The 26,601-nt window shown below is 41.8% G+C and carries 25 protein-coding genes; 21 read left to right on the top strand and 4 right to left on the bottom strand.

The window, feature by feature from the left end; translation table 11 throughout:
- Positions 1 to 217: 217 nt before the first annotated feature.
- The 13 genes from AC4OGX_RS21955 to AC4OGX_RS21895 all read left to right on the top strand — a co-directional run bounded on the left by AC4OGX_RS21955 (position 218) and on the right by AC4OGX_RS21895 (position 16,076).
- Complete coding sequence (locus tag AC4OGX_RS21955; protein WP_493333054.1) at positions 218 to 1,948, top strand: hypothetical protein; 1,731 nt, start codon at positions 218 to 220, stop codon at positions 1,946 to 1,948.
- 31 nt (positions 1,949 to 1,979) lie between these two features.
- Complete coding sequence (locus AC4OGX_RS21950) at positions 1,980 to 2,375, top strand: sugar 3,4-ketoisomerase (protein ID WP_493333052.1); 396 nt, start codon at positions 1,980 to 1,982, stop codon at positions 2,373 to 2,375.
- 26 nt (positions 2,376 to 2,401) lie between these two features.
- A complete protein-coding gene (locus tag AC4OGX_RS21945; protein ID WP_493333050.1) occupies positions 2,402 to 3,499 on the top strand; it encodes a DegT/DnrJ/EryC1/StrS family aminotransferase in 1,098 nt (365 codons plus the stop codon).
- 11 nt (positions 3,500 to 3,510) lie between these two features.
- Entirely contained in the window at positions 3,511 to 4,050 is a 540-nt protein-coding gene (locus AC4OGX_RS21940) for a GNAT family N-acetyltransferase (RefSeq protein ID WP_493333048.1), read from the top strand.
- Positions 4,047 to 5,456, top strand: coding sequence for a lipopolysaccharide biosynthesis protein (locus AC4OGX_RS21935; RefSeq protein WP_493333046.1), 1,410 nt, complete (start codon positions 4,047 to 4,049; stop codon positions 5,454 to 5,456). The genes AC4OGX_RS21940 and AC4OGX_RS21935 overlap by 4 nt, the downstream gene beginning before the upstream one ends.
- A gap of 96 nt (positions 5,457 to 5,552) precedes the next feature.
- Complete coding sequence (locus tag AC4OGX_RS21930) at positions 5,553 to 7,790, top strand: putative glycosyltransferase family protein (RefSeq protein ID WP_493333044.1); 2,238 nt, start codon at positions 5,553 to 5,555, stop codon at positions 7,788 to 7,790.
- Positions 7,787 to 8,725 (top strand): glycosyltransferase family 2 protein, encoded by a 939-nt coding sequence (locus tag AC4OGX_RS21925; RefSeq protein WP_493333043.1) that lies wholly within the window; start codon positions 7,787 to 7,789, stop codon positions 8,723 to 8,725. The genes AC4OGX_RS21930 and AC4OGX_RS21925 overlap by 4 nt, the downstream gene beginning before the upstream one ends.
- Positions 8,726 to 8,775: 50 nt before the next feature.
- On the top strand, positions 8,776 to 10,551 hold the full coding sequence (locus tag AC4OGX_RS21920) for a DUF6020 family protein (RefSeq protein WP_493333041.1): 1,776 nt from the start codon (positions 8,776 to 8,778) through the stop codon (positions 10,549 to 10,551).
- 87 nt (positions 10,552 to 10,638) lie between these two features.
- Entirely contained in the window at positions 10,639 to 12,180 is a 1,542-nt protein-coding gene (dltA, locus tag AC4OGX_RS21915) for a D-alanine--poly(phosphoribitol) ligase subunit DltA (RefSeq protein ID WP_493333040.1), read from the top strand.
- Positions 12,180 to 13,334, top strand: a complete 1,155-nt coding sequence (dltB, locus tag AC4OGX_RS21910) for a D-alanyl-lipoteichoic acid biosynthesis protein DltB (protein WP_493333039.1) — start codon at positions 12,180 to 12,182, stop codon at positions 13,332 to 13,334. Before dltA ends, dltB begins: the two co-directional genes overlap by 1 nt.
- A gap of 42 nt (positions 13,335 to 13,376) precedes the next feature.
- On the top strand, positions 13,377 to 13,619 hold the full coding sequence (gene dltC, locus AC4OGX_RS21905) for a D-alanine--poly(phosphoribitol) ligase subunit 2 (RefSeq protein ID WP_493333038.1): 243 nt from the start codon (positions 13,377 to 13,379) through the stop codon (positions 13,617 to 13,619).
- A gap of 3 nt (positions 13,620 to 13,622) precedes the next feature.
- Positions 13,623 to 14,831: a D-alanyl-lipoteichoic acid biosynthesis protein DltD gene (gene dltD, locus AC4OGX_RS21900; RefSeq protein WP_493333037.1), complete on the top strand. Its 1,209-nt coding sequence runs from the start codon at positions 13,623 to 13,625 to the stop codon at positions 14,829 to 14,831.
- A gap of 147 nt (positions 14,832 to 14,978) precedes the next feature.
- The gene (locus AC4OGX_RS21895) at positions 14,979 to 16,076 is read left to right on the top strand and encodes a DUF3048 domain-containing protein (RefSeq protein ID WP_493333036.1); all 1,098 of its coding nucleotides are present in this window, start codon (positions 14,979 to 14,981) and stop codon (positions 16,074 to 16,076) included.
- A gap of 197 nt (positions 16,077 to 16,273) precedes the next feature.
- Here the strand turns inward: AC4OGX_RS21895 and AC4OGX_RS21890 are convergent, their stop codons facing one another.
- A complete protein-coding gene (locus AC4OGX_RS21890) occupies positions 16,274 to 17,479 on the bottom strand; it encodes an FprA family A-type flavoprotein (protein ID WP_493333035.1) in 1,206 nt (401 codons plus the stop codon).
- Between the two features lie 279 nt (positions 17,480 to 17,758).
- Between AC4OGX_RS21890 and AC4OGX_RS21885 the strand changes: the two genes are divergently transcribed.
- From AC4OGX_RS21885 to AC4OGX_RS21860, 6 genes are all read left to right on the top strand, one after another.
- Positions 17,759 to 18,469 (top strand): lantibiotic protection ABC transporter ATP-binding protein, encoded by a 711-nt coding sequence (locus AC4OGX_RS21885; protein ID WP_493333033.1) that lies wholly within the window; start codon positions 17,759 to 17,761, stop codon positions 18,467 to 18,469.
- Positions 18,463 to 19,239 (top strand): lantibiotic immunity ABC transporter MutE/EpiE family permease subunit, encoded by a 777-nt coding sequence (locus AC4OGX_RS21880; protein ID WP_493333031.1) that lies wholly within the window; start codon positions 18,463 to 18,465, stop codon positions 19,237 to 19,239. Before AC4OGX_RS21885 ends, AC4OGX_RS21880 begins: the two co-directional genes overlap by 7 nt.
- The gene (locus AC4OGX_RS21875) at positions 19,227 to 20,030 is read left to right on the top strand and encodes a lantibiotic immunity ABC transporter MutG family permease subunit (protein ID WP_493333029.1); all 804 of its coding nucleotides are present in this window, start codon (positions 19,227 to 19,229) and stop codon (positions 20,028 to 20,030) included. The genes AC4OGX_RS21880 and AC4OGX_RS21875 overlap by 13 nt, the downstream gene beginning before the upstream one ends.
- Before the next feature lie 114 nt (positions 20,031 to 20,144).
- Positions 20,145 to 20,804: a response regulator transcription factor gene (locus tag AC4OGX_RS21870; protein ID WP_493333028.1), complete on the top strand. Its 660-nt coding sequence runs from the start codon at positions 20,145 to 20,147 to the stop codon at positions 20,802 to 20,804.
- Positions 20,795 to 22,168, top strand: a complete 1,374-nt coding sequence (locus AC4OGX_RS21865) for a sensor histidine kinase (RefSeq protein WP_493333027.1) — start codon at positions 20,795 to 20,797, stop codon at positions 22,166 to 22,168. Before AC4OGX_RS21870 ends, AC4OGX_RS21865 begins: the two co-directional genes overlap by 10 nt.
- A 50-nt stretch (positions 22,169 to 22,218) precedes the next feature.
- A complete protein-coding gene (locus tag AC4OGX_RS21860) occupies positions 22,219 to 22,569 on the top strand; it encodes an arsenate reductase family protein (RefSeq protein ID WP_493333026.1) in 351 nt (116 codons plus the stop codon).
- Positions 22,570 to 22,700: 131 nt separating this feature from the next.
- Here AC4OGX_RS21860 and AC4OGX_RS21855 read toward each other — a convergent pair whose 3' ends face one another.
- The 3 genes from AC4OGX_RS21855 to AC4OGX_RS21845 are packed head-to-tail and all read right to left on the bottom strand — an operon-like array spanning position 22,701 to position 24,551.
- Positions 22,701 to 23,657: a DUF4097 family beta strand repeat-containing protein gene (locus AC4OGX_RS21855; RefSeq protein ID WP_493333025.1), complete on the bottom strand. Its 957-nt coding sequence runs from the start codon at positions 23,655 to 23,657 to the stop codon at positions 22,701 to 22,703.
- Positions 23,641 to 24,237 carry a DUF1700 domain-containing protein gene (locus AC4OGX_RS21850; RefSeq protein WP_493333023.1) on the bottom strand — a complete coding sequence of 199 codons (597 nt, stop codon included), beginning with the start codon at positions 24,235 to 24,237 and terminating at the stop codon, positions 23,641 to 23,643. The genes AC4OGX_RS21855 and AC4OGX_RS21850 overlap by 17 nt, the downstream gene beginning before the upstream one ends.
- A complete protein-coding gene (locus AC4OGX_RS21845) occupies positions 24,234 to 24,551 on the bottom strand; it encodes a PadR family transcriptional regulator (RefSeq protein ID WP_493333021.1) in 318 nt (105 codons plus the stop codon). The genes AC4OGX_RS21850 and AC4OGX_RS21845 overlap by 4 nt, the downstream gene beginning before the upstream one ends.
- Before the next feature lie 245 nt (positions 24,552 to 24,796).
- Between AC4OGX_RS21845 and AC4OGX_RS21840 the strand changes: the two genes are divergently transcribed.
- Both AC4OGX_RS21840 and AC4OGX_RS21835 read left to right on the top strand, forming a co-directional pair.
- On the top strand, positions 24,797 to 25,468 hold the full coding sequence (locus tag AC4OGX_RS21840; RefSeq protein ID WP_493333020.1) for a response regulator transcription factor: 672 nt from the start codon (positions 24,797 to 24,799) through the stop codon (positions 25,466 to 25,468).
- On the top strand, positions 25,465 to 26,487 hold the full coding sequence (locus AC4OGX_RS21835; RefSeq protein ID WP_493333019.1) for a sensor histidine kinase: 1,023 nt from the start codon (positions 25,465 to 25,467) through the stop codon (positions 26,485 to 26,487). Before AC4OGX_RS21840 ends, AC4OGX_RS21835 begins: the two co-directional genes overlap by 4 nt.
- The last annotated feature ends 114 nt before the right edge of the window (positions 26,488 to 26,601 follow it).

The raw sequence follows: 26,601 nt of genomic DNA, 5'->3' as shown, positions 1-26,601 counted from the left end.
AGAAAAATAATTATATAAATAGGGGGATTAGAAAACGGAAATGGAATAATTATCCAAAGTTATTACGCTTAGTATTAAGAAATTTGACTGAACCAGCATATCTGTTTATATATTTAAAAACAAAGCATCAGTGGAAAAAGGGAAAATATAAGGGGGAAAATTTTATAGATGTTTTGTAAATTCAAAAAAATAGACACTATTGAGGAGATATTATTAAATGAGTAAATATAATAGGCATGTATACCTTTTTCACATGGTTGCAATTAGTGTAATAATTGTGCTGTGTTGTACTAATATTCAAAAATTAGATTATATAGCAGTTTTAAACGACGAATTTGGTTATTGGGGAAATGCTGCTTCAATTGCTGGATACGACTGGTCTTCATTAATTGCAGAAACTCCATATTACTCTTTAGGATATAGTATCTTTTTAATTCCGATAATGAAAATATTCTCGTCACCTGAGTTTTGGTATAAGATAGCAATTGGTTTAAATATATTCTTTTTAGTTATGTCGTATTTCCTTTGTTGTAACATAGGGCAGAGAGTTTTTAGTAAGGTGGATAAAAGAATTATTAATCTAGTTAGTTTACTAACAATTATTTTTCCAAGTAATATCACATATGCTCAAATAGCATGGAGTGAAACTCTTTTGTATTTATTGGTATGGTGTATGACATATTGTATCATAAGATTAGATGAAAAATTTTCTTACAAGTTATTTTTCTTGGAAGTATTCCTTATGATATACGCATATTTCGTACATTCAAGAAGTATCGGTTTGATTTTATCTGGGACCTTATGCTTATTTATGATTTTAATTAAACACAATAAGGGGAAATGGAACATTATTTTACTCCCGCTTTTAATTATTGTAGGATATGTGTGCGTTAAGCAAATATCAAAAATTCAAATTGCAACATTATGGAGTAACTCAAATTTATCGAATATGAATAACCTAAGTATTAATAGGAATACAGTTGCAACATATTTTGGTAATTTAGTGGTGAACTTTAAACTTTTTCTAGAATCATTAGGTGGTAAGTTACTATATTTAATAATAGGTACAGGTTTAACTATTTTTGGGCCAATTATATTCTTTACAAAGATATTGATTGGTAATATAAAAGAAAAAAAAATATGGAATAAGTATCTTATTTCGCAATTCTGGTGTGTTTCTATAATAGTAATAATGTGGATATTAAATAGTTTACAAATGCTAGACTGGTCATCAAGAAAAGACATAATAGTTTACTCACGTTATATGGAATATGTTTTAGGTCCTATTTTGTATTGGGGTATTTTACTTGTAATTACAAATAAAAAAGTTTCACGTTATAGTGGAATTATTTCATTTATTCTTCTAGCAATAGGGATTAGAAGTTTATATTATAGAGTAAATGAAGCAGATAAGTTTTTTAACACAATCTGTAGTCCTATCATAGGAACTTTTTATGATAATTCAGTAGATTGTAAGAGTGCATTTATAAAAATTTTTTTAGTAAGTTTAATTTTTTTCATTATAATTGTATTTGTTCCTACCATCAAAAAAGCATTGGTAAAAGTTTTCTTAATAAGTGGGATTTTTTTTGTTATTTTTATAACTATTGGATATAAGTCTAGTACATATATGAATGCTGCGAGAGAAAGATTTACATCTAGTACATTACCATTAAAGGAAGAAATAGAATACTATAACAAATTAGATATTTATTATGTACATGATGTTGAACACGATTTATATAGTGTAAATCCTAAATATTTGCAATTTATGATTCCTAGTAGATCTATTCATGTTATTGAAAGACAGGAAGTAACTCAGATAGAAGGAAAGTGTATAATTTTAGTTAATCCATTAGATTTAGACAGTATTTCTTATATTGAGAAAAAAATAGCGGAGGACTCTGTGAAAGAGACAAAAATGTTAGATTTATATATTATAGATTGAAATAAAATCAAATTATTAAGAGGAGAAATGTATGAGGTTAGAAAAAATAAAATTTCAACAGCATGGAGATAAACGAGGGCAACTGGTAGCAATTGAGGAATGGAAGGATATTCCATTTGAGATTAAAAGAATATATTATATGTATGATACGGGAAAAGGGGTACGAAGAGGATTTCATGCTCACAAATGTTTGCAACAGATACTAGTATGTGTCCATGGTTCATGTAAAATTCTTTTAGACGATGGAAAGGAAAAGGAAATAGTATTATTAGAGAATCCCTACGAGGGAATACTTATCACGAATAATATATGGAGAGAAATGTATGATTTTTCTGAGGATGCAGTGCTTTTAGTTCTGGCATCTGAATATTATGATGAAAAAGATTATATTAGGGATTATGATAAGTTTTTAGAAATGGTTCAGTAAATATTATATGTGATGAGGGATTAAGTATGAATATTTTATTTTCGACAGTAAAAGATATGCATAGTGAAATAAAAGAAGAGTTATTGTTAGACTTTAAAAGAGTATTAGATAATAATTGGTTTATAGGTGGAGAAGAGGATACTAAATTTGAACAAGCGTTTTCAGATTATCAAAATAGAAAATACTGCATAGGATGTGGTAATGGTCTGGATGCGATAATGCTTAGTTTAAAGGCCTTAGGTATTTCAGAAGGAGACGAGGTTATAATACCTTCTAATACATTTATTGCTACAGCATTAGCGGTTTCGTATACAGGAGCAACCCCCATATTTGTAGAACCCAGAATCGAGACATTTAATATCAATCCTGAATTAATAGTAGAAAAAATCACCCCAAAGACTAAGGCAATTATTGCGGTGCATTTGTATGGTCAACCGGCAGAAATGGATGCGATTTGTAGTATAGCTCAAAAATACAATTTGTTTTTGATAGAAGATTGTGCGCAGGCTCATGGAGCAGAGTACAAAGGGAAAAAGGTAGGAAATTTTGGAGATGCAGCAGCATTTAGCTTCTATCCAGGGAAGAATTTGGGAGCTTTAGGAGATGCAGGGGCTGTTGTAACAGACGATGTAAAACTTGCTGAAACAATAAGGGCTCTAGGTAATTATGGTTCTATTGAAAAGTATAATCATATTTATCAGGGAAATAATTCGAGATTAGATGAAGTGCAAGCTGCATTGTTAACTACCAAACTTAAATATTTAGACAAATGGAATAATGAAAGAAAAAGAATTGCAAAGAGGTATTTAACGGAAATTATTAACCCTAAAATTATCTTACCTAAGATTCTAGATGAGGTTGAATCAGTATGGCATATATTTGCAATAAGATGTTATGATAGAAACCGTTTAGAAAAGTATATGGATAAAAAAAATATTGGTACCAATATGCATTATCCAATACCGTTACATCTTCAAAAGGCTTATAAAAATTTGAGAATACCAGAAGGGGCATATCTAATTGCAGAGGAAATTTCAGCTACGGAATTGAGTATTCCGATGTATTATGGTATGACAGAAGAAGAGATTCAGTATGTAATTGATGCATTGAATGAATTTAAGTAAAGGAATTTAGTATGTATTTAAGGAATTTAAAAGAAAAAGATGCAGAACCAATGATAGAATGGATGCATGATCAAGACGTTATTGAAAATATGGCTGCAGATTTTATGCATATGTCAATCGAAGATTGTTTACAGTTTATTAGAAAATCTAACGAGGATGAGAGTGCAACATTAAACAGGGCGATTTGTACAGATGAAGATGAATATTTAGGAACCGTCAGTCTGAAGAATATTTCGGATACAGATAAAAATGCAGAATATGCAATCATCTTAAAAAAATCCGCTATGGGAAGTGGTGCGGCTAGATTTGCAACAGTAGAAATTTTGCGGATAGCCTTTGAAGTGTTAAAATTGCATAAGGTATATCTTTATGTTAGGAGTGGCAACATTCGAGCGCAAAAGTTCTATAATAAAATTGGATTTAGAAATGAAGGTACTTTTATTGATCATGTTATCAATAAAAACGGTGCATATGAAAGTTTAATTTGGCTTGCAATATTGGAAGATGAATTTGCTAAAATATCTAAAGATGAGAACGGAAGGAAAGAATGAGTAGGTTTAAACTTTTTATAGAAAATTTTCTTGTATATGGATTGGGCGGAATGATTAGTAAAATTGTTCCGTTTATTATGTTACCTATTGTAACAAGATTAATGCCGAATACATTTTACTTTGGTCTAAATGATATATCAACAGTAATAGTCTCATTTGGACAGGCTATTGCTATAATGGGAATGTATGATGCTTTATTTCGTTTATTCTTTGAGAAAGGTGAACAAGAGTATAAAAAGGAAATATGCTCTACAGCATTAACATTTACATTAATTACTTCAGCAATAATCTTTGTATTAATGATATTATTTAGAAAGCCAATGGCAGTATTATTTTTTAGTGACAGAAAATATGCTAATCTGTTATGTCTTTCTGCTATGAGCATATTAATAGGAGCGACAAATTCTATTGTATCGGCCCCCACTCGTATGCAAAACAAGAGAAAAGTTTTTCTAATTACCAATACCCTAAGTCCTGTGATTTCCTATAGTATATCGATTCCTTTATTATTAAAAGGATACTATGTCATAGCCTTACCATTAGCCTCTATTTTAGCAGCATTATCAGTAGAAATTATTTTTACAGTTTTGAACCATACATGGTTCAGCTGTAAAATAAATAAAAAACATCTAAAAAACATGCTTATTATTGCCCTGCCTTTAGTTCCTAATTTTTTGGTTTACTGGATATTTAATTCTTCTGATCGTTTGATGATATCCAAGCTGATAGGTACAGAATGGAATGGTATTTATGCAGTCGGAGCGAAAATAGGACAGATAAGTCAGCTTATATATACTGCATTTGCGGGGGGATGGCAGTTTTTTGCATTCTCAACAATGAATGATGATGATCAGGTTAAAATGACCTCAAATATTTTTGAGTATTTGGGTATAATTACTTTTTCATCAGGCATGATAATGGCATCCATAAGTAAGATAGTATTTAAAATGCTATTTTCTGAGGAATATTTGTCAGGTTACATTGTAATGCCGTATTTGTTTGTAGCGCCATTGTTGCTAATGCTTTATCAAGTAGTTGTAAATCAATTTTTAGTCATAAAAAAAACCTGGCCAAGTGTTATAATTTTAGCTGTAGGAGCTATAACAAATGTGACAATTAACGCATTGCTTATTCCGATAATAGGAATAGAAGGGGCAGCCATAGGTACATTCTTAGGGTATGTAGCAGCAATTGTGGGAGTTATAATTGTTTTAAGTATAATGAAGTTGGTATGTGTATCAGGGAAATTTTATCTTGGTGTAATATTATTTATTGGTTTTGCTTTAGTTTGGAGATTATTATTACTTAATAATTATGTGATTTGTTTGTTCTTGGCAATAGGTATAATTGTCTTTTATTGTTTTATGTATCGAAAAGACCTACGCAAAGTTTTACGGAAGAGATAGACAGTAGGGCAGGTACAGATATAAATATAATAGGAGAAAAAGCATTTTTTATGTCAGTTTCTGCTGCACAAATTCATACAGGAGTACCTCACACAAATGAAAAAGCACCACATTTTTTTTATTTTCATCATCATATCCGCCCTCCTCTGCCTCTTCTACGAAAAAGGCCACACCTATGCCATAGACAGGCAGCTTTCTAAGGACGAGGTCAACTGGACAGAAGCAGAAGGCGGCACCAGCTACATTCTGGATGCTTTCGACGCCGGCCTGACCCGCGGCGACTACAATTTAACCTTCGAATACAGCGATGTTCCTGCCAAGGAGATCACCTTCCAGCTTTTAGACACCAACCGCAATGACGGAAATAACAACCTGGGTGTCATAATCGCGGAAGGTGTCATCGATTCGGATAAGTCTCCTGACCAGTTATCCGTTACGATCCCTTTCCATCTGGAAGAGGACAGCTATGCCCTGCAGGTGCGTTTTTCTGAGCAGCCTGCTCTGCAAAGCTGGAAAGTAGAGCTGGTCCGTGACAATTATACAGACGGGTTTTTCGTGTTCCTTTTGCTTGCAGTATTCATTTATCTGTTCTACTGGAGGTTAAATTGGAAAAGACCTCAGTATACAATTCTTCTGACAGGCGCTGCCATATTGATCACGTTACCGTTTGTTGGAAATCTGTTAATGGACGGACATGACATTTCCTTCCATTTATCCCGAATCAAAGGAATCGCAGAGTCGTTATTCTTAGGCCAGTTCCCGGTTCGTATGAATGTGGATATTAATCAGGGGTATGGGTTTGTAAGTGAGATCCTCTATCCTAATCTGTTTGTCTACATTCCTGGAATCCTGTATTTGCTGGGTGTGTCTTTGATCACATCATATAAGATCTGGATCTTATTGATCAATATTGCAACGGCTCTGACTGGCTACTATAGTTTCAAAGGGCTGTTTAAATCACAGAAATTAGGCGCTGTATGTGCTTTTTTATATCTGGTTAACCCATACAGGCTGAATAATATTTTTCTGCGGGCGTCTATGGGAGAAGTGCTGGCTGAGATTTTCCTCCCGCTGCTCGTCTATGCGCTGGCTGAGATGATATTTGGTGACTCGAAGAGGTGGTGGCTGCTGTCAGTGGCTGCCGTAGGGATTCTTCAAAGTCACATTTTAACATTAGAAATGTGTGTTATGTTCGGACTGTTTTTCTGTGTGATGAACTGGCGGCACTTGTTATCCAGAGACGGCTTGGGCCGGATTTTTAACTGTTTGAAAGCTGCCGTTGTTTCCATTTTACTGAACCTTTGGTTTTTAGTACCGTTTCTGGATCAATTCTCCAAGGGCTATACTCTTGTGGAGGAGATTAATGACGTTGCAGCAAACTGCGCTTTCTTATTCCAGATGTTCTTGAGCCATTTTAAAGTCTCCGGAATGAATGTAGTAAACGGAGTCTATGAGGAGATGGCGATCACGATAGGTGGAGCTGTGCTCGCTGGTAGCATCATATTTCTATACTATGCCTTCGGCAAAAAGAGTTTAGACCCGGTGCTTGAGAAGATCGGGAATACGTGTCTGCTGATGGGGAGTATCAGTTGTTTTATGGCAACAGAATATTTTCCATGGAGCTTTCTACAAAAATATTGCTGGCCTATCTATAAAGTGTTGTCAAAAATGCAGTTCCCATGGAGAATGCTTGGATTTGCAAGTCTGTTCCTCTGTATTGTGACGACGATCGCAGTTTATGCACTCTACCAGGACAAACGGAAGATGGCGGCAGGTGCGATTCTCATTTTCAGTGGTATTTTAATGCTGGAATGCATGGACGGATATATAACAGACGGCTCCCCACTGATCAACAGCAGAAATCAGGATGTGGAACTGATGTCTTACAATGACTATTACCGGCTGGATCTGTATATTGGAGATATCTGGAGACTGAAGGATTATGGGGAACGTGTGATTTCCAAACAGAACGTTCAGATTACTGATTTCGAAAAGCAGGGAGTGGATGTAAAGTTTTATTTCGACAGCACAAAGCAGTGGGATGCAGACCGGGAGGAGATTGTCAAATTGCAGATACCGTTGTATAATTATGAACTGCACAGGGCTTATATCAATGGGGAAGAGGTCAAGACAGAAACCGGGAAATATGGGCTGCTGAATCTGACAGTCCCCAAAGGAGTGTCTGCCGGGCAGGTAAAAGTGGTCTATGTCGGCAGGAAGCTGTACAAAGCAGCAGATCTATTGAGTTTCGTATCGGCTGTGATGATGGCTGTTTATGTGGCAGTAAGAAGGAAAAAACTGCCCAAACCCATGAAGAGAAGGATAGTAGAATGACAAAGGAAAAAATATCTCTTGTAGTACCATGTTACAATGAGGAAGATGTATTACCATATTTTTATCAGGCGTTTTGCAAAGAAGCAGAAGAACTGCCGGACTATGATCTGGAGGCAGTCTTTGTAAATGATGGTTCCGCGGACCATACGCTTGAGCTGATTAAAGAGTACGCCCAAAAGGATGAAAGGATCAAGTTTATCTCTTTTTCGCGGAATTTCGGCAAAGAGGCGGCGATTTATGCCGGATTCGAGCATTCAGACGGTGATTATGTTGCTGTGATGGATGCGGATTTACAGGATCCCCCTGAACTACTCCCACAGATGCTTCATGCCATCAAGGAGGAAGGATATGATTCTGCGGCAACCCGGCGTGTGACGAGGAAGGGAGAACCACCGGTCAGGTCGTTTTTTGCGAGATGTTTTTATAAGCTGATGAACCGGATCTCCTCCACGGAAATTATGGACGGGGCCAGGGATTACCGGCTGATGACCCGGCAGTTTAAAGAAGCGATCATGCAGATGAAGGAGTATAACCGGTTTTCCAAAGGAATTTTCGGCTGGGTCGGCTTTCAGACGAAGTGGATCGAGTTTGAAAATGTGGAGCGTAAAGCAGGGGAGACAAAATGGTCCTTCTGGAAGCTGCTCATGTACAGCATTGAGGGGATCATTGGATTCTCTATTGCACCGCTTGCGATTGCATCTGTGTTGGGAATCATCGTATGTATCGCGGCTTTTATCTTTTTGATCATTATTTTGATCAGGACATTGTGCTTCGGCGATCCGGTTGCGGGGTGGCCGTCTATGACCTGTATCATTTTGATGATGGGCGGAATCCAATTGTTCTGTATGGGAATACTGGGAATGTATCTGTCAAAGACGTATTTGGAGGCGAAGGATCGTCCCATCTATATCTGTAAGGAGACGAACATCAAATAGATGATGTATTTTGAGCAAAACTGCGGTATATGAAAACGGCAGGGAGGAACATGGAAAGATTAAAGACGTTTTTTAAGGAAAATGAAGGATTGGCAGCAATTCTTTTGGCAATCTTAAGTTCGAATATTTTATTTTTCAGTCAAAAGGACTGGCTTATGAATCCAGTTTATATCGCAGGGACCGCCATGGTATTTTATGTGGCGCTGAGATATGCCTGGAAACGGCGGGGATATTTCTTGCATGCGCGTGTCTGGCAGGGCTGCCTTCTGCTGGGAGGACTGTTTTCTGCCATGGTGTCCGCCGGGGCTAAGATCAATGCGGGAAGTATAGAGTTTGGTGTATTTCACGTTGTGGATATTTTTTATTTCTTATTCTATCTGGCAGTGGGCTGTCTTTTATTTTTCTGCCTCTATCTGTTGAGCGAGGACAGTAAGATATCAGCATTTTTTAAGCCGGCAGCTAAGCAGGTGAAAAAGAGGAGTAAGAAGAATTGGATGCTCTACAGTATTGTCCTGCTTCTTGCATGGATTCCGGTTTTTATAACTTATTATCCGGGAATCATGCCGGAGGATGCATCGGTCTCAGTGGCGATTTCGATGGGAGCTCTTCCCTGGGATAATCATTTTCCTGTATTCTATACTTTGATCGTGGGAAAATTGATCTATATCGGCGATTGTCTGCTGCATGATGTGAATCTGGGAATTGCACTTTACTCAGTGATCCAGATGCTGATCATGGCAGGCGGATTAGGATATCTTTTGTACTGGCTGCAGAAAAAAGGAATCAGGAGAGAGATTATTTATCTCGGGCTGGCCTATTTTGCTGCGGCACCGATGTTTGGAAATTATGCAATTGTCATGTGGAAGGATCCCTGGTTTAGCGGACTTTTAATTCTGCTGGGAATCTTTTTATATGAGCATACGGTGGAGGACCGCATGTCCTTTCTGGAGAGGAAGAATCTGCTTTACTATATGGCTCTGATCGTGCTGATGTGCCTGATGAGAAACAATGGGATTTATATTGCTGTATTAATCACATTATGTCTTCTCATTGTTTATCGGAAAGAATTAAAGAAGGTTCTGCTTGTTCTGCTGGGAAGTGTCCTTTTGGTCTGGATCATTACGGGACCTGTATACAAGCATGCATTTTCAGCAGAAAATGTGTTTGTGGAATCCATCGGGATTCCCCTGCAGCAGATGTCAAGGACCGTAGTCATGGGCGGAAAGATGGATAAAGCGGATAAAGAGTTTATGGACAAGCTGCTTCCGCTTGAAAAGTATGAGGAGTATTACAGCCCATATCTGGTTGATTATATCAAATGGGCCCCGGAATTTGATACGCCGTATCTGGATGCGCATAAGGATGAATTTTTTAAGACGTGGTGGTCCATGCTTACGAAAAATTTCGACATTTATGTGGAGCAGTATCTGATGGGAACCTATGGCTACTGGCATATTGGCGGTGATACGAACTATGAGCTGGTGAAGGTAGAGGTTACGGGAAATGACTGGGGAATGCGTCAGAGCAGCCCCATTGAAAAGATATTTGGCTATCCTATGAAGGAGACGCTGAATGCAAAGTATGATTATATCGCCACTGGGCTGCTGATCTGGATCGTTCTTGCCAATGCGGTCTTTTGCTGGATGAAAAGAAGGGGAAATTATGTCATCCCTCTCTTGGGGATGATCGGGAACTGGATGACTCTTATGGTCGCTACGCCGACTGCATTTGGAGTCAGATATATTTTTGTATGTGTGATCGGACTGCCGCTTTTGATAGTCTATCCATGGCTGGTACCTGGCAGGGGAATAAAAACAGATTCCTGACTGCCTGACCATGCTGGGGAGTGACATAGGTATGGCGTATCAGTAGGGCAGAAGATTGACAGAGATAGGAAATACGGAGGAAGAGACATGTGGATTCTGGATGAACTAAAGAAAAGATCGAAAAGCGGTGAGATCGCTTTGATTCACAGAGAAGAGAGGATTACATTCCGGCAGCTGTGGGAAACCTCAGATGCGCTTGCTGCCTGGATGAAGGAAAAGTGTAAAACAAAGGCTCCGGTAGTCGTCTATGGAAATAAGGAGATTGAGATTACGGTGGTCATGCTTGCGGCATTGAAGACGGGGAGGGCCTATGTGCCGCTCGATATTACATTTCCGCCGTCCCGTGTGGAGACGATCATGCAGGATGTGGAAAATGAACTGCTTTTTAACTTTTCTGGCGAGGAGGTGGAGCTTCCTGCGGAGTGTATTGAGATCAAAAAGGATGAATTTCCATCCGTGTTAGAACAAACGGGATATAAAGGAGAAGGGGCGGAACTCCAAACAGGAAGCAAAATATCCGAGGACGAATACATAAAAGCAGATGATAACTGCTATATCCTTTTCACATCCGGCAGCACAGGAAAGCCAAAGGGCGTGCAGATTACCAGAAAGAATATTGAGAATTTCACCTCCTGGTTCGCATCTTCCTGTGAATTGAGCGAAGGAAAACAGGTGGTGCTCAATCAGGTATCCTACTCCTTTGATGTATCAGTCATTCCGCTGTACATCTATCTGCCTATGGGGAAAACCTTATTCAGCATCGATAAGGAGATGCTGGATAATACGAGGCTTTTGTTTGAATATCTGGAGGGCAGCCGGATCGCTGCATGGGTTTCTACACCGGCTTTTCTGGAAATCTGCAGCTTTGCGGACCAGTTTCAGGAGGAGATGCTCCCCGAGCTCGAGACGATCATCCTGGCAGGGGAGGTGCTGACTAAGAAACTGGTGTTGACCTTGCATAACAAGTTCAAACGTGCTAAAGTAATAAACGGATATGGACCGACAGAGGGAACGGTGCTTTTGAGTGCCTGTGAGATCACAGATACCATGCTCCGGGATGAAAAGAGCCTGCCGATCGGAAGAATACTGGATGACGGGGAATATCAGATCCTGGATGAAAAGAGTGAGGCCGTCTTAGACGGCGGCATCGGGGAACTGGTAGTTGTAAGTGACAGTATCAGTAAAGGGTATTTCAAGAATCCAGAGCAGACTAAGAAGGTGTTTTTCCATACAGAGTCAGGGAAGATGGGATATCACACCGGTGACCTTGTTTTCGAGCAGGACGGCCTTTTATACTATGTGGCCAGAAAAGATACCCAGGTGAAGCTGAATGGATTCAGAATCGAATTGAACGATATCAGTTCTAATCTGAATGAGCTGGCTATGGTCAATAACAGCGTAGTGCTTCCTGTGTATAAAGAAGGCAGGGTATCCTATTTGACTGCATTTGTTGTATTGAATGAAAGGCCTGAGGTGTCGGATCTAAAGATTGGAATTGAGTTAAAGAAGGAATTAAAAGAAAAGGTACCTTCCTATATGGTTCCGAGAAAAATTATAATTTTAGATCGTTTTCCTATGAATATTAATGGGAAGATCGATCGAAAGAAATTAGCGGAGGAATATTTGTAATGGTTTTTTCTCAATATGGAAGCATATTCAGTGTGTTTCTATTTACGCTGCTGTTGATTCCGGCGGTGATACTGAATCTGTGTGGTAAGAGGATCAAGTATTACGGAATGCTGCTGAATATCCCAATGCTGATTTTTCTGCTGGGACTTCACAGCCTGCAGATGCTGCAGTTTTTGGTGTTTATCGTCTGTGAGTTGATACTGATATATGGATATTATTTTTTACATAAAAAGGTGAAGGGCAATGCTTTGTATTACTTTGTAATGGCAGCGTCTATGCTTCCGATTTTTGTGATCAAGCTTTGTGTATACACGCCTTATGATATGCTGGGATTTGTGGGAATCTCTTATATCAGCTTTCGGATCTGGCAGCTGATCATAGAGATTCACGACGGACATATTGAAAAATTTGATTTCCTGGGCATTGTTTATTTCGTGACATTTTTCCCGACTTTGAGTTCCGGTCCCATAGACAGGTATCATAGATTTCTTGAGGATCTGGGAAATGTCATTCCGAAGAAGGTGTATTTGGAGGATTATCTGATTTTTGGCTTAACGCGGATCGGAAAGGGAATGCTCTATAAGTTCGGGCTGGCTTTTATTATAAACCAGTATATTATTGCAGAGCTTCCGGCAGAACACACCGTGTTAAGCACGGTGATCTATATGTATGCCTACACGTTGTATTTATTTTTTGATTTTGCAGGATATTCCCATTTCGCCATCGGGACAAGCTATATCCTCGGGATCAAGGTGGGAGAGAACTTCAATAAACCGTTCCTGGCCCATAATATGAAAGAGTTCTGGGAAAGGTGGCATATGTCACTATCACAGTGGTTCGGAGACTATATATATAAACGTTTTGTGCTGAACACTCTTCGTAAAAAGATCTTTAAGAGCAGGAAGACAGCTTCGCGCTGGGGAAATATGGTGACGATGCTGGTAATGGGAATCTGGCACGGACCTTACTTATTCTATATTTTATATGGATTATATGAAGGGGCGGCCCTGGTCGTGACAGACGTTTACTTAAAGAGTAAGGTATACCGCAGGTTCAAACAGATGAAGTGTTATGATCTTGTCAGCCGCATCGTATGCTTTCAGGTGATCGCATTCGGTATGCTTTTGTTTTCAGGGTATATGTTTGCATTTTAACTTCATTAAGGAAGCTGGATAATAAAAAGGAGGATGTTAGAAATGGAGAATTTACAGGAATTGGCATTGGATATTTTAGTCGCAGCATGTGAGACAGACGAGGTGGGAGAAGATCTGGACATGGATCTTTTTGAAGCTGGGTTGATGGATTCACTTGCATCCGTTTCCGTTTTGATCGAACTGGAGGAGCGGACAGGAGTGAGGCTGCAGCCGACAGATGTGGACAAGGATGATATCCGTACCGTGAACAAGTTTGCTGAGTTTTTAAAGGAGAAGATTGGTTAACCGATGAAAAGCAGATTATTAAAGAAGGTCATTGTACTGATTGCTGCGGCTGCAACGGTGATTCTCTTTGCATCGATATTTGAGAAGTATCTGGATAGAAAGATTGATGCGATGTACCGTGTATCGGATTATACAAAGGTGCTGAACCAGCAGTTTGATGACTATACAAAGGATAAGGGACAGCTGATCCTTAAGCGCAGTGCAGACAATGGAAATGTGATCCTGCTCGGTTCCTCGGAGCTGCAGTCATGGGCGGGGCAGAATCCGATCAATATGTTCCCTAATTCCACCTTAGATGAGGATCTCACGATTGTAGGCCAGGCTTATGTACAGAGTCTTCTTCATTCTATGAAGGTGGGAACGAAGGCTTTGGCGGATGAGAAGAAGATTGCCATCGTGGTATCCCTCCAATGGTTTTTTGGAGAAGACATTGATGTGAATGGGTTTGCTGCCAATTTTTCGGAATATCAGTTTTATGAAATGATGAAGAATGAGAGAGTCAGCCATGAAAGTAAGCTCTATGTATGTAACAGGACAGATGAGCTCCTCAGGGATATCCAGGGATACGATGATATCAAGGTATATGCATGGCTGTATACGCGGGATTCCTCGTTAGGCAATGCCGGGCTGACACTCTTAAAGCCTTATTACAGCCTCAGGTATAAGCTGCTGGAGATCAAGGACAAGTGGGATACTTATCAGATCTTAAAGAAGACAGCTTCCGACGCAAAAGCACCAAAGACACTTGAGCTTGACTGGGACAAAGCCATGGAGGACGCCCAGAAGGAAGGGGAGCACTTCTGTACAAATAATGAGTTTTTCGTGGAAGACAGTTACTACACTCAGTATCTTGCGGATGCAATTGAGGGCTTGAAAGGTGCGGAATCTGAGACTAAAATGGAGTCTAAGGAGTTCGAGGATTTCAAGATGTTTCTCCAGATCTGCAGAGAAAATGGCGTGGAGCCATATATCATCATGATGAATACGAATGGCAGATATTACGATTATGTCGGCATTGATCAGGAGAAGCGCAATGCGTTGTACGACAAGGTAGAAAATGCAGCAAAAGAGCAGGGCGCAGAGTATCTCAGGCTGTCTGATAAGGAGTACGAGCCTTATTTTATGTTGGACGTCATGCATCTAGGCTGGAAAGGGTGGTTATATGTGGATCAACAGATTTCTGAACACTTTTCAGAAGTTCAGGAAAAGTAGTATTGGGCAGTATATTTTACTGGTGGCCGTATTGCTTCTGATATTATGGGGCTTTATGGAGGCAGATGGAGCAAATGTTTCATTTGTATACAATAATTTTTAAGGGTGAGCAGCACAAAAAGCTGCAGGATCAGAAAGGAAGGGCTTATGAAAAAGGTCAGAGTGTTACTTGTATTAGCCTGCGTCCTGGCTCTGGGCGTGACTGGCTGTAAAAAGGAAACCAAAGAGGAACCGACAAAGGATACTACAAAAAAGGTGGAAAAACCAGTAGAAAAGGAAGAGGAGCCGGAGGTAAAAGAAGAGATCCCGGCAAACCAGAATCTTCTTACCGGTCTTACTGATCTGTCAGAGGAAGCGATCGGGAAACGCCCGGTGGCAGTTATGGTCAATAACGTAGAAAAAGCAATGCCGCAGTATGGCGTCGCCGAGGCAGATATTATATTCGAGATGCCTGTTGAGGGAGATGTAACACGCTTTATGGCATTATATGCAGACTATACCAAGGTGCCGAAGGTATGTGCGGTCAGAAGCTGCCGTTATTATTATCCGGTATTCTCACAGGGATTTGATGCATTCTATGTAAACTGGGGAATCGATGACAGTGTTGCAGACTATCTGGCAAGCCTGAATCTGGACCAGTATGACGGGATGAGTGATGGAAATGGACTATTTGGCCGTGACCAGGCCCGTCTGGATGCCGGATATGGATTAGAGCATACTGCTTATTTTGACGGTACCAAGTTTGCAGGTGTTGTTCAGGCAAACGGAAAGAGGACAGATCTTGCAGAAGATAAAAAGCGGACAGCATTCCAGTTCAATGGATTGAATGAGCAGCTTAAGCCGGAGGGAAATGACTGTACAAAGGTGGATATCAACTTTGGTGCACAGTCAGCAACTTTCACATACGATGCTGATAAAAAAGTTTATTTAAAGCAGCTGAATGGAAATCCGCAGATCGATGGAAATACACAGGAGCAGCTTGCATTTACGAATGTGTTCATCATGGAGACCTCCATTACGGTAAGAGACGAGATCGGACATAAAGATATGGACTGCATGGGAAGCGATAAAACAACTGCTTACTATGTGTCTAACGGCGCTGTACAGAAGGTACATTGGAAGAAAGATGGGCCGAATGAGAAGGCACCGCTGAAATTCTTCGATGACAATGGAAAAGAGATCAAGGTGAACCGCGGGAAGAGCTATATTGCGGTGAATTATCCTTCACAGGTTACGTTTCAGTAGAGATAAGATGTTTATAAACGAATAGAAGTATTATAGAAAATCAAACAGGAGCAGAAAAAGAGAGGAATCTTTTTCTGCTCCTGCTTATGCTATTGAGTCCAATGACATATTAACGGATCTAATTTCATATTAATGACATTTTTATTTTGAGAAGAAGTGGAAGTAAATCGAAGGTTTCTTATAAACAATATATGAAATTATGCTGTGATGCTTTCTGCAATTTTTTCTACCAGTGCATCGATCTCATCCATCTGTTCTGATTTCAGCGCTGATTTCATCACAAAGTTCTCTGTCAGCAGTGTCATATTCTTCATCTCACGGATCTTCGCCTCGATCTGCTTCGCGGACATCGGCGCCCAGGTGCCATTCCCCATGACAGCGACCGTACGTCCCTGTACATTGAGTGCCTTCATATCATCCAGATAATTGGTCATGACCGGATAGATCCCCCCGTTATAGGTTGGTGAGGCGAGTACCAGATGACTGTATTTAAAGGTGTCGGAAATCAGCTGTGATACATGTGTCCTGGAAATGTCATGCATTGTGATATTCGTTACCCCTGCCTCTGCCAGCTTGACAGCCAGGACATTTGCTGCATTTTCCGTATTGCCGTACATGGAAGCGTAAGCGATCATAACACCCTTGACTTCCGGGGTGTAGGTGCTCCAGGTGTTGTATTTATCCAGTAGATACTCAATATTGCTGCGCCATACAGGGCCGTGCAGCGGGCAGATATACTGAATGTCCAGGGCAGCAGCCTTCTTTAATACATTCTGTACCTGAACGCCATACTTCCCGACGATATTGGTGTAATAACGGCGGGCGTCATCCAGCCAGTCCCTGTCAAAGTCCAGTTCATCGTTGAAAATGGTTCCGCCCACAGCACCGAAGGTTCCGAAGGCGTCTGCCGAGAAGAGGACCTTATCCGTCTCATCATAAGTCAGCATTGCTTCCGGCCAGTGAACCATCGGTGCCATGATAAAGTGCAGTGTATGTTTTCCACAGGAGAATGTATCCCCCTCTTTGATGGTGATGGTCTTACCTGTCAGGTCTAATTCATAGAACTGCCCGATCATAGGAAATGTCTTGGCATTGCCGATGATCTGCATTTCTGGATAGCGCAGTACAAGCTCATTGATCAAAGAGCAGTGATCCGGCTCCATGTGGTTGATAACCAGATAGTCCAGTTTTCTGCCGGATAATACGGCTTCTACATTTTCCAGAAACTGTCTGCCGATAGAAGTGTCAACGGTGTCAAATAATACGGTCTTCTCCTCCATCAGAAGATAGGAGTTATAAGAAACTCCGTTCGGGATGGGAAATAAATTTTCAAATAATGCAAGGCGGCGGTCACTTCCGCCTATCCAGTAAAGATCATCTGTTACTTTTCTGTAATAGTACATATGCGTTCCTCCTTGATGATGTGTTTCGGTATAGTACCCTCCTGATAAATAAGGAAAGCAGATTCGTTAGAAATTATGAGGTATCCGTCCGTATGTGAAAACGGTACTTTTTCTCTTTCGTGAATATTCTATCACAAAAATGAGATTGTGCAAGGCAGGTATCTATTTTCGTACACAAAATTTTAACTATTCTTATAAATCCTTATTAATTCCTTATATTTACCTTTTAAACTAAACATATCGAAACAAACAAGAGATATTAAGAGGAGGATTTTAAAGATGAATGAGATGATGATAGAGACGAAAAGTATCAGTAAACGTTTCGGAGAACAAATGGCACTGGATCAGGTTTCACTAATGGTGCCAAAGGGGTGCGTTTATGGACTTCTGGGGCCCAATGGTGCGGGAAAATCCACGCTGATGAAAATTCTTTCCGGTATGATGCAGCCAAATGCAGGTGAGGTTTATTTTGACGGAAAACCGTGGAGCAGGGCAGACTTAAACAGGACGGGGGTTCTGATCGAGCAGCCGCCTTTGTACGAGAACCTGACGGCAAGGGAGAATTTAAAGGTGCGGGCGCTTCTGCTGGGGCTGCCCCAGAGCAGGATAGGCGAGGTGCTGGAGATTGCAGGATTAAAGAATACCGGAAATAAGAGGGCAGGGCAGTTTTCCTTGGGAATGAAGCAGCGTCTCGGAATCGCGGCGGCACTTTTGAACCATCCTTCGCTGCTGATCTTAGATGAGCCCACCAATGGACTGGACCCATTTGGAATCCAGGAGTTAAGGGAGATGATACTTGAGTTTGCCGGTCAGGGGATCACGGTGATGGTTTCCAGCCATATTCTAAGCGAGGTAGAGCAGGTGGCAGATTATGTGGGAATTATCTCTGAGGGAGTCCTGGGTTATCAAGGCGGCATGAGAGAGGGGAAAGATCTGGAGGAGTTATTCACAGAAGTGGTAAGAAAGAACAGGAGGGAAATGGCATGTTAACAGCATATATCAAAGCAGAGGAATTGAAAAACAGGCATACGGTGGCTGCAAAGTTGTTCTGGATCGTGCCGGGAGTCAGTATTTTACTAGGCATTATTTTTTCAGGACTGGATGCCAGATATTATCAGATGAATCAGTTTAACTGGTGGTATACGCTGTTGTTCCCGATGCTGCTTCTTCTCGTTACTGCATTCACGGTGCAGCGTGAAAGGAAGCTGAAAAACCGTGCGATGCAGGTTCTGCCTGTGGATATGAAAAAGCTCTGGGCAGCAAAAGTATTCTGTTGTTTTAAAACATTGTTTCTAGCGGTTGTGCTGATCTTCTGTGCACAGGAGGGGATCAGCAGGATCTTTGCCGGCGGAGCGGCAAGGGGAATCTCTACGACGGCAGCACTTACGGCGGCTGCATTATGGCTCATTTTAAGTGTCTGGCAGATTCCGCTGTGGCTTTTTATGAATCAGAAGTTCGGTTTTACTTTCAGCATCCTGTTTGGATTGATCTGCAATATAGTGGTAGGAGTACTAGGTTCGACATATATCTGGTGGGTAATAAATCCATTTTCTTATATCAGCCGTCTGATGTGCCCTGTTTTGAAAATTCTGCCAAATGGGCTTCCGGCAGAGCCGGGAAACGTAACTTTTTATCCGCAGCTGCTGGATCAGGGGATAATTCCGATAGGAGTTGGAATATCCGTCATCCTATTTATTGTCTGCTTTGCTGTCACTGCACTCTGGTACGAAAGAAGGGGGAAAAAGGGATGGGAAAAGTAGAAAAAGGACTGGGAAAAGACAGAGGGCATGCCACATTTTTCGGTATGCTCTATGCTGAGGGGATTAAGATGCGCAGAACATGGACACTGTGGCTGCATATCCTGATGCCGGTGATCGGGATTACAGTGTTCCTCTTATACTACTATGTTTCCATCTGGAGTGACTGGGGGAAGATATCGGCCTATGTGGAGGTTGTTTCTATCGTATGTCCTACTTTGGTCGGGTTTGTCACAGCTTTAGCGGCAGAGCAGGAAAAACAGGCAGGGCATTACCAGAATATCCTCGGAATCGGGAAATTCCGGGGAAAGAATCTGGCTGTGAAGCTCTGTTCACTGCTGATCTGGAATCTGCTGGCTGTGAGTCTGACAATCGGTGGGTTTGGAGCGGGATTTTATCTTTTCGTGTCCAGGATTTCCGTCTCTGCCAAGTTCTATTTTGAGGTCATACTGTTGATCTGGATCTGTCAGATATTTGCCTATGAGTTCCATCTGTTCCTGGGGCTGCGCTTCTCCAAGGGGATTACGATCGGTGCCGGGATCGTGGAGAGTGTTGTCAGCGCTCTGATGCTGACCGGGCTGGGGGAGAGGATCTGGCAGTGGATTCCCTGTGCCTGGGCCGGAAGGCTCAGCGGATACTGCGTGAAGGCCGCCGCAGATACAGGGATCAATGTGGAATATATGATGGAACAGATGAGATATGGCGGTGTGGCTTTGGCAGTGATCACATTGGCGGGGACAGTGTTACTGTTTGTGTGGTTTGCACGATATGAGGGAAGGCGGATGGAAGATTAGCAGGGGGGTTTTATAAGTGGAGGATTCATGGTACAATGACAAAGTATGAGGGGATGAAGAAACAGCGAAAAGAATTTTGGATATCCGCTTTGACTATGTATGGAGGTGACAGTTATGGGGAGGATACTCGCAGTAGACGACGAACCGGCAATCCTTACCCTGATCCGCCGCGCCCTGGAAAAGGAAGGACACGATGTAACGGTATGTCAGTCAGCGGATGAGGTAAATATAGAATATTTAACGCAATATGACCTGATCCTTCTGGATATCATGATGCCTGGGACGGACGGCGTGACCTTCTGCCAGCAGATCCGCGGCCAGGTTGACTGCCCGATCTTATTCCTGACCGCGAAGACAGAGGAGAGCAGTATCATGTACGGCTTAGGCTCCGGCGGGGACGACTACATCACAAAGCCTTTCGGGATCGGGGAGCTTCGCGCGAGGGTACAGGCGCACCTGCGCAGGGAAAACCGGGAGAAGAAGCATTCGGTTCTGATATCCGGTGTGCGCTTTGATCTGTCCGGGAAAATCGCCGGGGCAGGAGAGAATAAAATCCCTCTGACCAAGAGTGAGTATGAGATCAGTGAATTTTTAGCAATGAATCATGGACAGGTCTTTTCTAAGGAGCAGATTTTTGAACGTGTCTTTGGATTTGACAGGGAAAGCGATGTATCTGCGATCACAGAGCATGTGAAGAACATTCGTGCAAAGTTCGCAAAGCAGGGGGTGAATCCAATAGAGACGGTATGGGGGATCGGGTATAAATGGAAATAAGACGAAAGATGTCAGTACAGTCTGTATTTGGAAGGTTTTTGATCTGGTTCTGTACTCTGTTGGCCGGGCTGGCATGTTTATTTTTAGTCATGTATTTGGTATTAGACAGTACGGTGGGGATCCTTCCGCCAAATTACTGGGAAATCATGCTGGAAGAGAACCGGACAGAGATTGAAAAGGCAGAAAAGGTAACGAAAGATTTGATTCCGGAGCCCTGTTTTTTTGGAGTATATCAGCCGGACGGAACCTTTCTCTACGGCAGCCTGCCAGAAGAAAACAGAGAGAGCGTCTGGCAGGAATATATACAAGGAACTCAAATAAGCAGACAGGCAAAGGGGTATCTTAAGTTTTATCAGCGCAGCAAAGAAGTCTGTATTGCGGTCTATAAGGTCAGATCCGAATTCGGCGATCCGGTACTGCGTAAGCGTCTGCCTGGAGCTCCGGAAAAGGGCATCCTGCTTTACCTTGTTCTGTTCCTGATAGGATCAATTCTATTAGTCCGCAGATTTGGACGGGTGATGCAGAAAGAGCTGGAGAAATTAAAAAGGGTGACCGAAAAGGTTAGACTTCAGGATTTACAATTTGAAAAACCCGATTCCCGGATACGTGAGGTGGATGAGGTGATGGAATCTCTTGTTCAGATGAAAGCGGCGCTGGAAGATTCATTGAAAAAGCAATGGACCATGGAAGAGAACAGGCGGCAGCAGGTCAGGGCTTTAGTCCATGATATCAAGACTCCAGTGACCGTGATCCGCGGCAACGCCCAGCTTTTGGGGGAAGCAGAGTCTTTGGAGGAGAGCCGGGAGTATCAGGAGTATATTCTTGAGGAGACCGACCATATTGAGCAGTATATCCAGGTTCTGCAGGAAATGCTGAAAACTGAAGGGGTTATGCAGATAAAAAGAGAAAAGGTAGATATAAAAAGCCTGTGCAGCGAATTCAGTATTCGTGCAAAGTCCATGACATCTGCAAAAAAGCAGCATTTGGATATTGTAATTTCCCTGCATTCAGATTATATTATGAGTGACAGACAGCTTTTGCAGCGTGTCTGGGAAAATCTTCTGCACAATGCAGTGGAATATACCCCTCAGGGCGGAAAGATCGGCATTCATATCACAGAAGACGAGAGCAGGCTGTATTTTCAGATAGAAGACAGCGGTCCCGGATTTACCGAGGAAGATCTAATGCATGGGACAGAGCAATTCTATCAGGGGGATAAAAGCAGGAGTTCCAGGAAACATTACGGTATGGGGCTGTTTATCGTGCAGTCGTTTGTCAGTCAGCAGGGCGGCAGGCTCATCTTAAGCAATTTAGAGGGGCAAAAAGGCGCCTGCGTATGTTTAGAAATTAAGAAGATTCAGTGAAACTGTTCATGATCCTGAACAGTTAAGATTCAGGAAAGGGAGGAATAAACATGTTATTTGTATGCTATCCAAAATGAACCACCTGCCAAAAGGCCAGGAAATGGCTCGAAGCACAGGGGATTTCTTATGAGGAGAGAGACATCAAGACTCAGAATCCCAGCAAAGAAGAACTAACGGAATGGTATCAGAAGAGTGGACTGCCATTGAAACGATTCTTCAATACAAGCGGAAATCTTTATAAAGAACTGAAGTTAAAAGATCGCCTTCCAGAAATGAGCGAGGAGGAGCAGTTAGAGCTTCTCTCTACGGACGGAATGCTGGTTAAGCGTCCGCTGGTGGTGACAGAGGATGTGGTACTTACCGGATTTAAGGAAAAAGAATGGGTTGAAAAATTTCAGTAGCAGGAATCTTTAGTAAAAAAGCTGTAAAAGAAAATGCCAAACAGACAGAATGCATTTTCTTCTACAGCTTTTTATGATATCTCTCTCGTGATTCATGAAGGCCTATAGGGTCATTTGGGGAATCAACCGATCTATCTTTTGGAAATCTCCACATCCCCTGTATCAGATTCTATATGGATCAGGCGTTTCCCATCCCCATTGGTCTGATAGTATTCCTCCTCATCATCCCGGTCTCGGAAGTGTCCTTTTGGTGCGCCGTCAGGAAGCTGGATATCACCGTATTCCACGGAAATATCAAAGGTATAGTCATCTAATTTCCCCGGCAGTGTAAGATCCACGTCACCATACTCCACATCGCAGTCCAGCGACTTTAGTTCTACGGCATCGATCGTAAGTGAACTGGTATCCAGTTTTGCTGTGATAAAATCGCCTTTATACTGATTCAGCTCATTGTTTCCATACTCATTTTTTAAAGTAAGATCGGAAATCTTTGTATCTTCGGTTGTAAAATCTCCGCTGTCCAGATGGAGGTCCAGAGAACCAAAACGGGTATGATCAAGTGTAAGTCCGCCATAGTCGACAGCAATCGTGGATTCCGTAAAATTAACATCGGAGATCGAGACATCCCCGGTATCGTTATACAGATGCATATACTCGATGACCTTCCCTTTCGGTACATATAGATGTACATAGGTGTCGGACAGGTCGTCAAAGTATAAAATTCCGATGGAAAGAAAATGAACGCCAAGGTTCTGGTGCTGGAATGTGAAAACGTCATCATCCACAGTGTACTTGGGTTTTCCGTAGGATTTATCCAGGCGGTATTCCAGATAATAATTGTTATCATCAGAGGGAAGGATCTGGATATCGGCGTAGGAGTCGACTGTGATCTTCGCCTCTGAGAAGGAGTCCAGCTTTGTCTTTTTTAACTGACAGGGTTCTGAATTAGAAGGGGTAGATGAGATCCCTTCGCTTGTGATCTGGATACCGGGTCTGCCTCCTATGATAAAGCCGATTCCTCCAATGACTGCGCCAGCAGCCATGAGGCAGGACGATACGATCAGGATCTTTTTAGTGATTGTTTTCATTTCGCTTCCCCCTTTTTGAAATATGTGCAAGTGATTCAGCCACTTTTTTGAAAAAACGACGGCAGCCCAGTACGGATCCGTAAACGATCAGGATGCCGGCGCCAAGTGCAAATAATCCGATGCCAATAGTGGCAAGTCCGTCTGAAAATGCAGAGAAAAGAAGGATCCCGCCGCCGAAGATGCCGACGACACCGCTGGCAACCACTGCAACTGCCGTGAGGACCAGGCAGAGAAGAAGTGAAAGGATCACCACTCCAAAACTGAGGATGACGGCTAAGATGGCAACAGCCATCGGAAGTGCGATGGGAGCGGCACATACACCGAGGATCCCGATCCATATGGCGGACAGCCCGCTCTTGACAGTCTTTGGAGGTTTCTGGGCATTCTTAACGGCTAATTCGATGATCAGTTCATTGGCCGCATCCTGCGGATTCCCTAAGTCCTGAATCGCCTGCTGTTCGTTTTCCGGTCCGGCCTCGTCAAAATATTCTTCAAAGTAATCAATCGCTTTGTCATAATCTTCTTTTGGAAGACGGCGCAGCTGATATGCGAGCGTCTTCATATACTCTGTTCTGGTCATTGTGTTGCCCCTCCTTTAACAATCTCGTCAATTGTTGATTTGTAAACTTCCCATTCTTTTAATAATTCCTGCTGATGTGTCCTTCCGGTATCTGTAATCTTGTAATACTTCCGGTTACGGCCCTGGTACTGCTGGTCGTAAGTCTCGACATACTGGTTATCCTGCAGCCTCTTTAAAATGGGATACAGTGTAGAGTCCTTCGTATTGGCTGCCCTCTTGATGATCTGGCTGATCTGGTAGCCATAGGCATCTCCGTCTGCGATTACCGATAAAACAAGAAAGTCAAACATCGGAGCATTTAGTGTAAACGCCATACGCTCAGTCCTTTCTATATGTTTTTATCTAATATATATATCTGATAAACATATTATATGCAATATAATATATATTGTCAACATATATAATCTAAAGAAAATCAAAAGATTCTATTTAGAACTTGTTAGACAGCCAGGAATCAGAGTATAATATGTCGTAAAAGAAGACTGTGAATAAGAATAATTGTACGGGAATTGTCAAGGGGACTGACCCCCTTGACAATTCCCGCTGAAAAGAGGCACTTATGTATAAAATTTTAATAGTTGAAGATGATTTGACAATTGCAAAAACAATACAGTCCCATCTGCTCAAGTGGGATTATGAGGTCAGTTGCATTACTGATTTTAAGAATGTGCAGGAGGAGTTTATCGCTTTCGAGCCTCATCTGGTTCTGATGGATATCCTGCTTCCTTTTTATAATGGTTTTCACTGGTGTACACAGATCAGGGCGATCTCGAAAGTACCGATTATTTTCCTGTCCTCGGCCAGTGATAATATGAATATTGTGATGGCTATGAACATGGGCGGCGATGACTTTGTTGAGAAGCCCTTTGATTTAAATGTACTGACAGCCAAGATCCAGGCACTTCTGCGCAGGACGTATTCTTTCCAGGGACAGCTCAATGTACTGGAATATCACGGGGTGATCCTGAATCTGAATGACGCCAGCGTAATGTTCCAGGAGCAAAAGCTGGATCTGACGAAGAATGATTTTAAGATTCTTCAGATCCTGATGGAGAATGCGGGAAAGATCGTAAAGCGGGAACGGATCATGGAGAGGCTGTGGGAGAGCGATGAGTTCATCGATGACAACACGCTGACAGTGAATGTTACCAGATTGCGCAAGAAGCTGGAAGGAATCGGTGTGAAGGACTTTATCGTGACGAAGAAAGGAATCGGGTATTTCATAGAATGAGAAGGACAGTATATACTTATTTGAAGTTAAGAGCTGGGCAGATCCTGCTATACCTGGCCGTGCTGGGAATCTTCTGGGGGGTCTTATATCTCTATAATATAAGAAGGGATGCACTTATTTATGCTGTGATTCTGTCTGCCGCATTATTTGCAGGGGCAGGGGGACTGGGGCTTCTTAGATACTGTCGCCATCAAAAGCAGGCAGAAGAGGCTCTTTTACTGCTTCCCGATGAATTGAGGGACATGCCTGATCCTTTGGACCGCACAGAAATGATATATCAGGAAAGGCTGACACAGATGTTTCATGACTACGAGGAAATGAATACGAATGCCAGGATCACCCACCAGGAAATGATCGATTACTACAGCCTTTGGGCACATCAGATCAAGACTCCCATCGCGGCAATGCACCTTCTTCTCCAATCCTATGAGGAGGGCGGGATGGAAGAGGGGCAGGGGGAGTTTGTATATCCGATGAAGATGGAACTTTTCAAGACAGAACAGTATGTGGAAATGGTTCTGTCCTATCTGCGGCTGTCGGAGATGTCCTCAGACTTATCGCTTAAGTGGTATGAGACGGATCAGATCGTCCGCCAGGCTGTGAGAAAATATGCCCAGCTTTTCATTTTGAAAAAAATACGTCTGAACTACCGGAAATGTGAAGGAAAAATTCTGACGGATGAGAAATGGCTTTTGCTCGTCTTGGAACAGCTGCTATCTAATGCACTGAAGTACACGTTAGAGGGCTGTATTTCCATATACATGGAGCCGGGGGAAGAGGATGTTCTTGTGATTGAAGATACCGGGATCGGGATTCAGGCAGAAGACCTTCCGCGGATCTTTGAGAAGGGATTTACCGGCTACAATGGCAGGAAGGATAAAAAGTCCACCGGAATCGGGCTTTATTTGTGTAAAACAATTTGTACCAAATTAAACCATGGTTTGGAGATCGAGTCAGAAGTGGGAAAAGGGACAAAGGCAAAATTATACCTGTCACGAAAAAAGTTTACAGTAGAATAAATAATAGCAGAACAACAGAAGAAAGATTAGAAATGGATGCTGCCTCAGTGTGATAAGTTCCAATGAAGAAAAAACCGTGATCTGTGATTCACATCCTATGGATTGTGATCAACA

This window comes from Faecalicatena sp. (genome assembly GCF_058819085.1).
The sequence above is the reverse complement of the archived record's forward strand: the minus strand, read 5'-3'. Positions and strand labels throughout refer to the sequence as shown.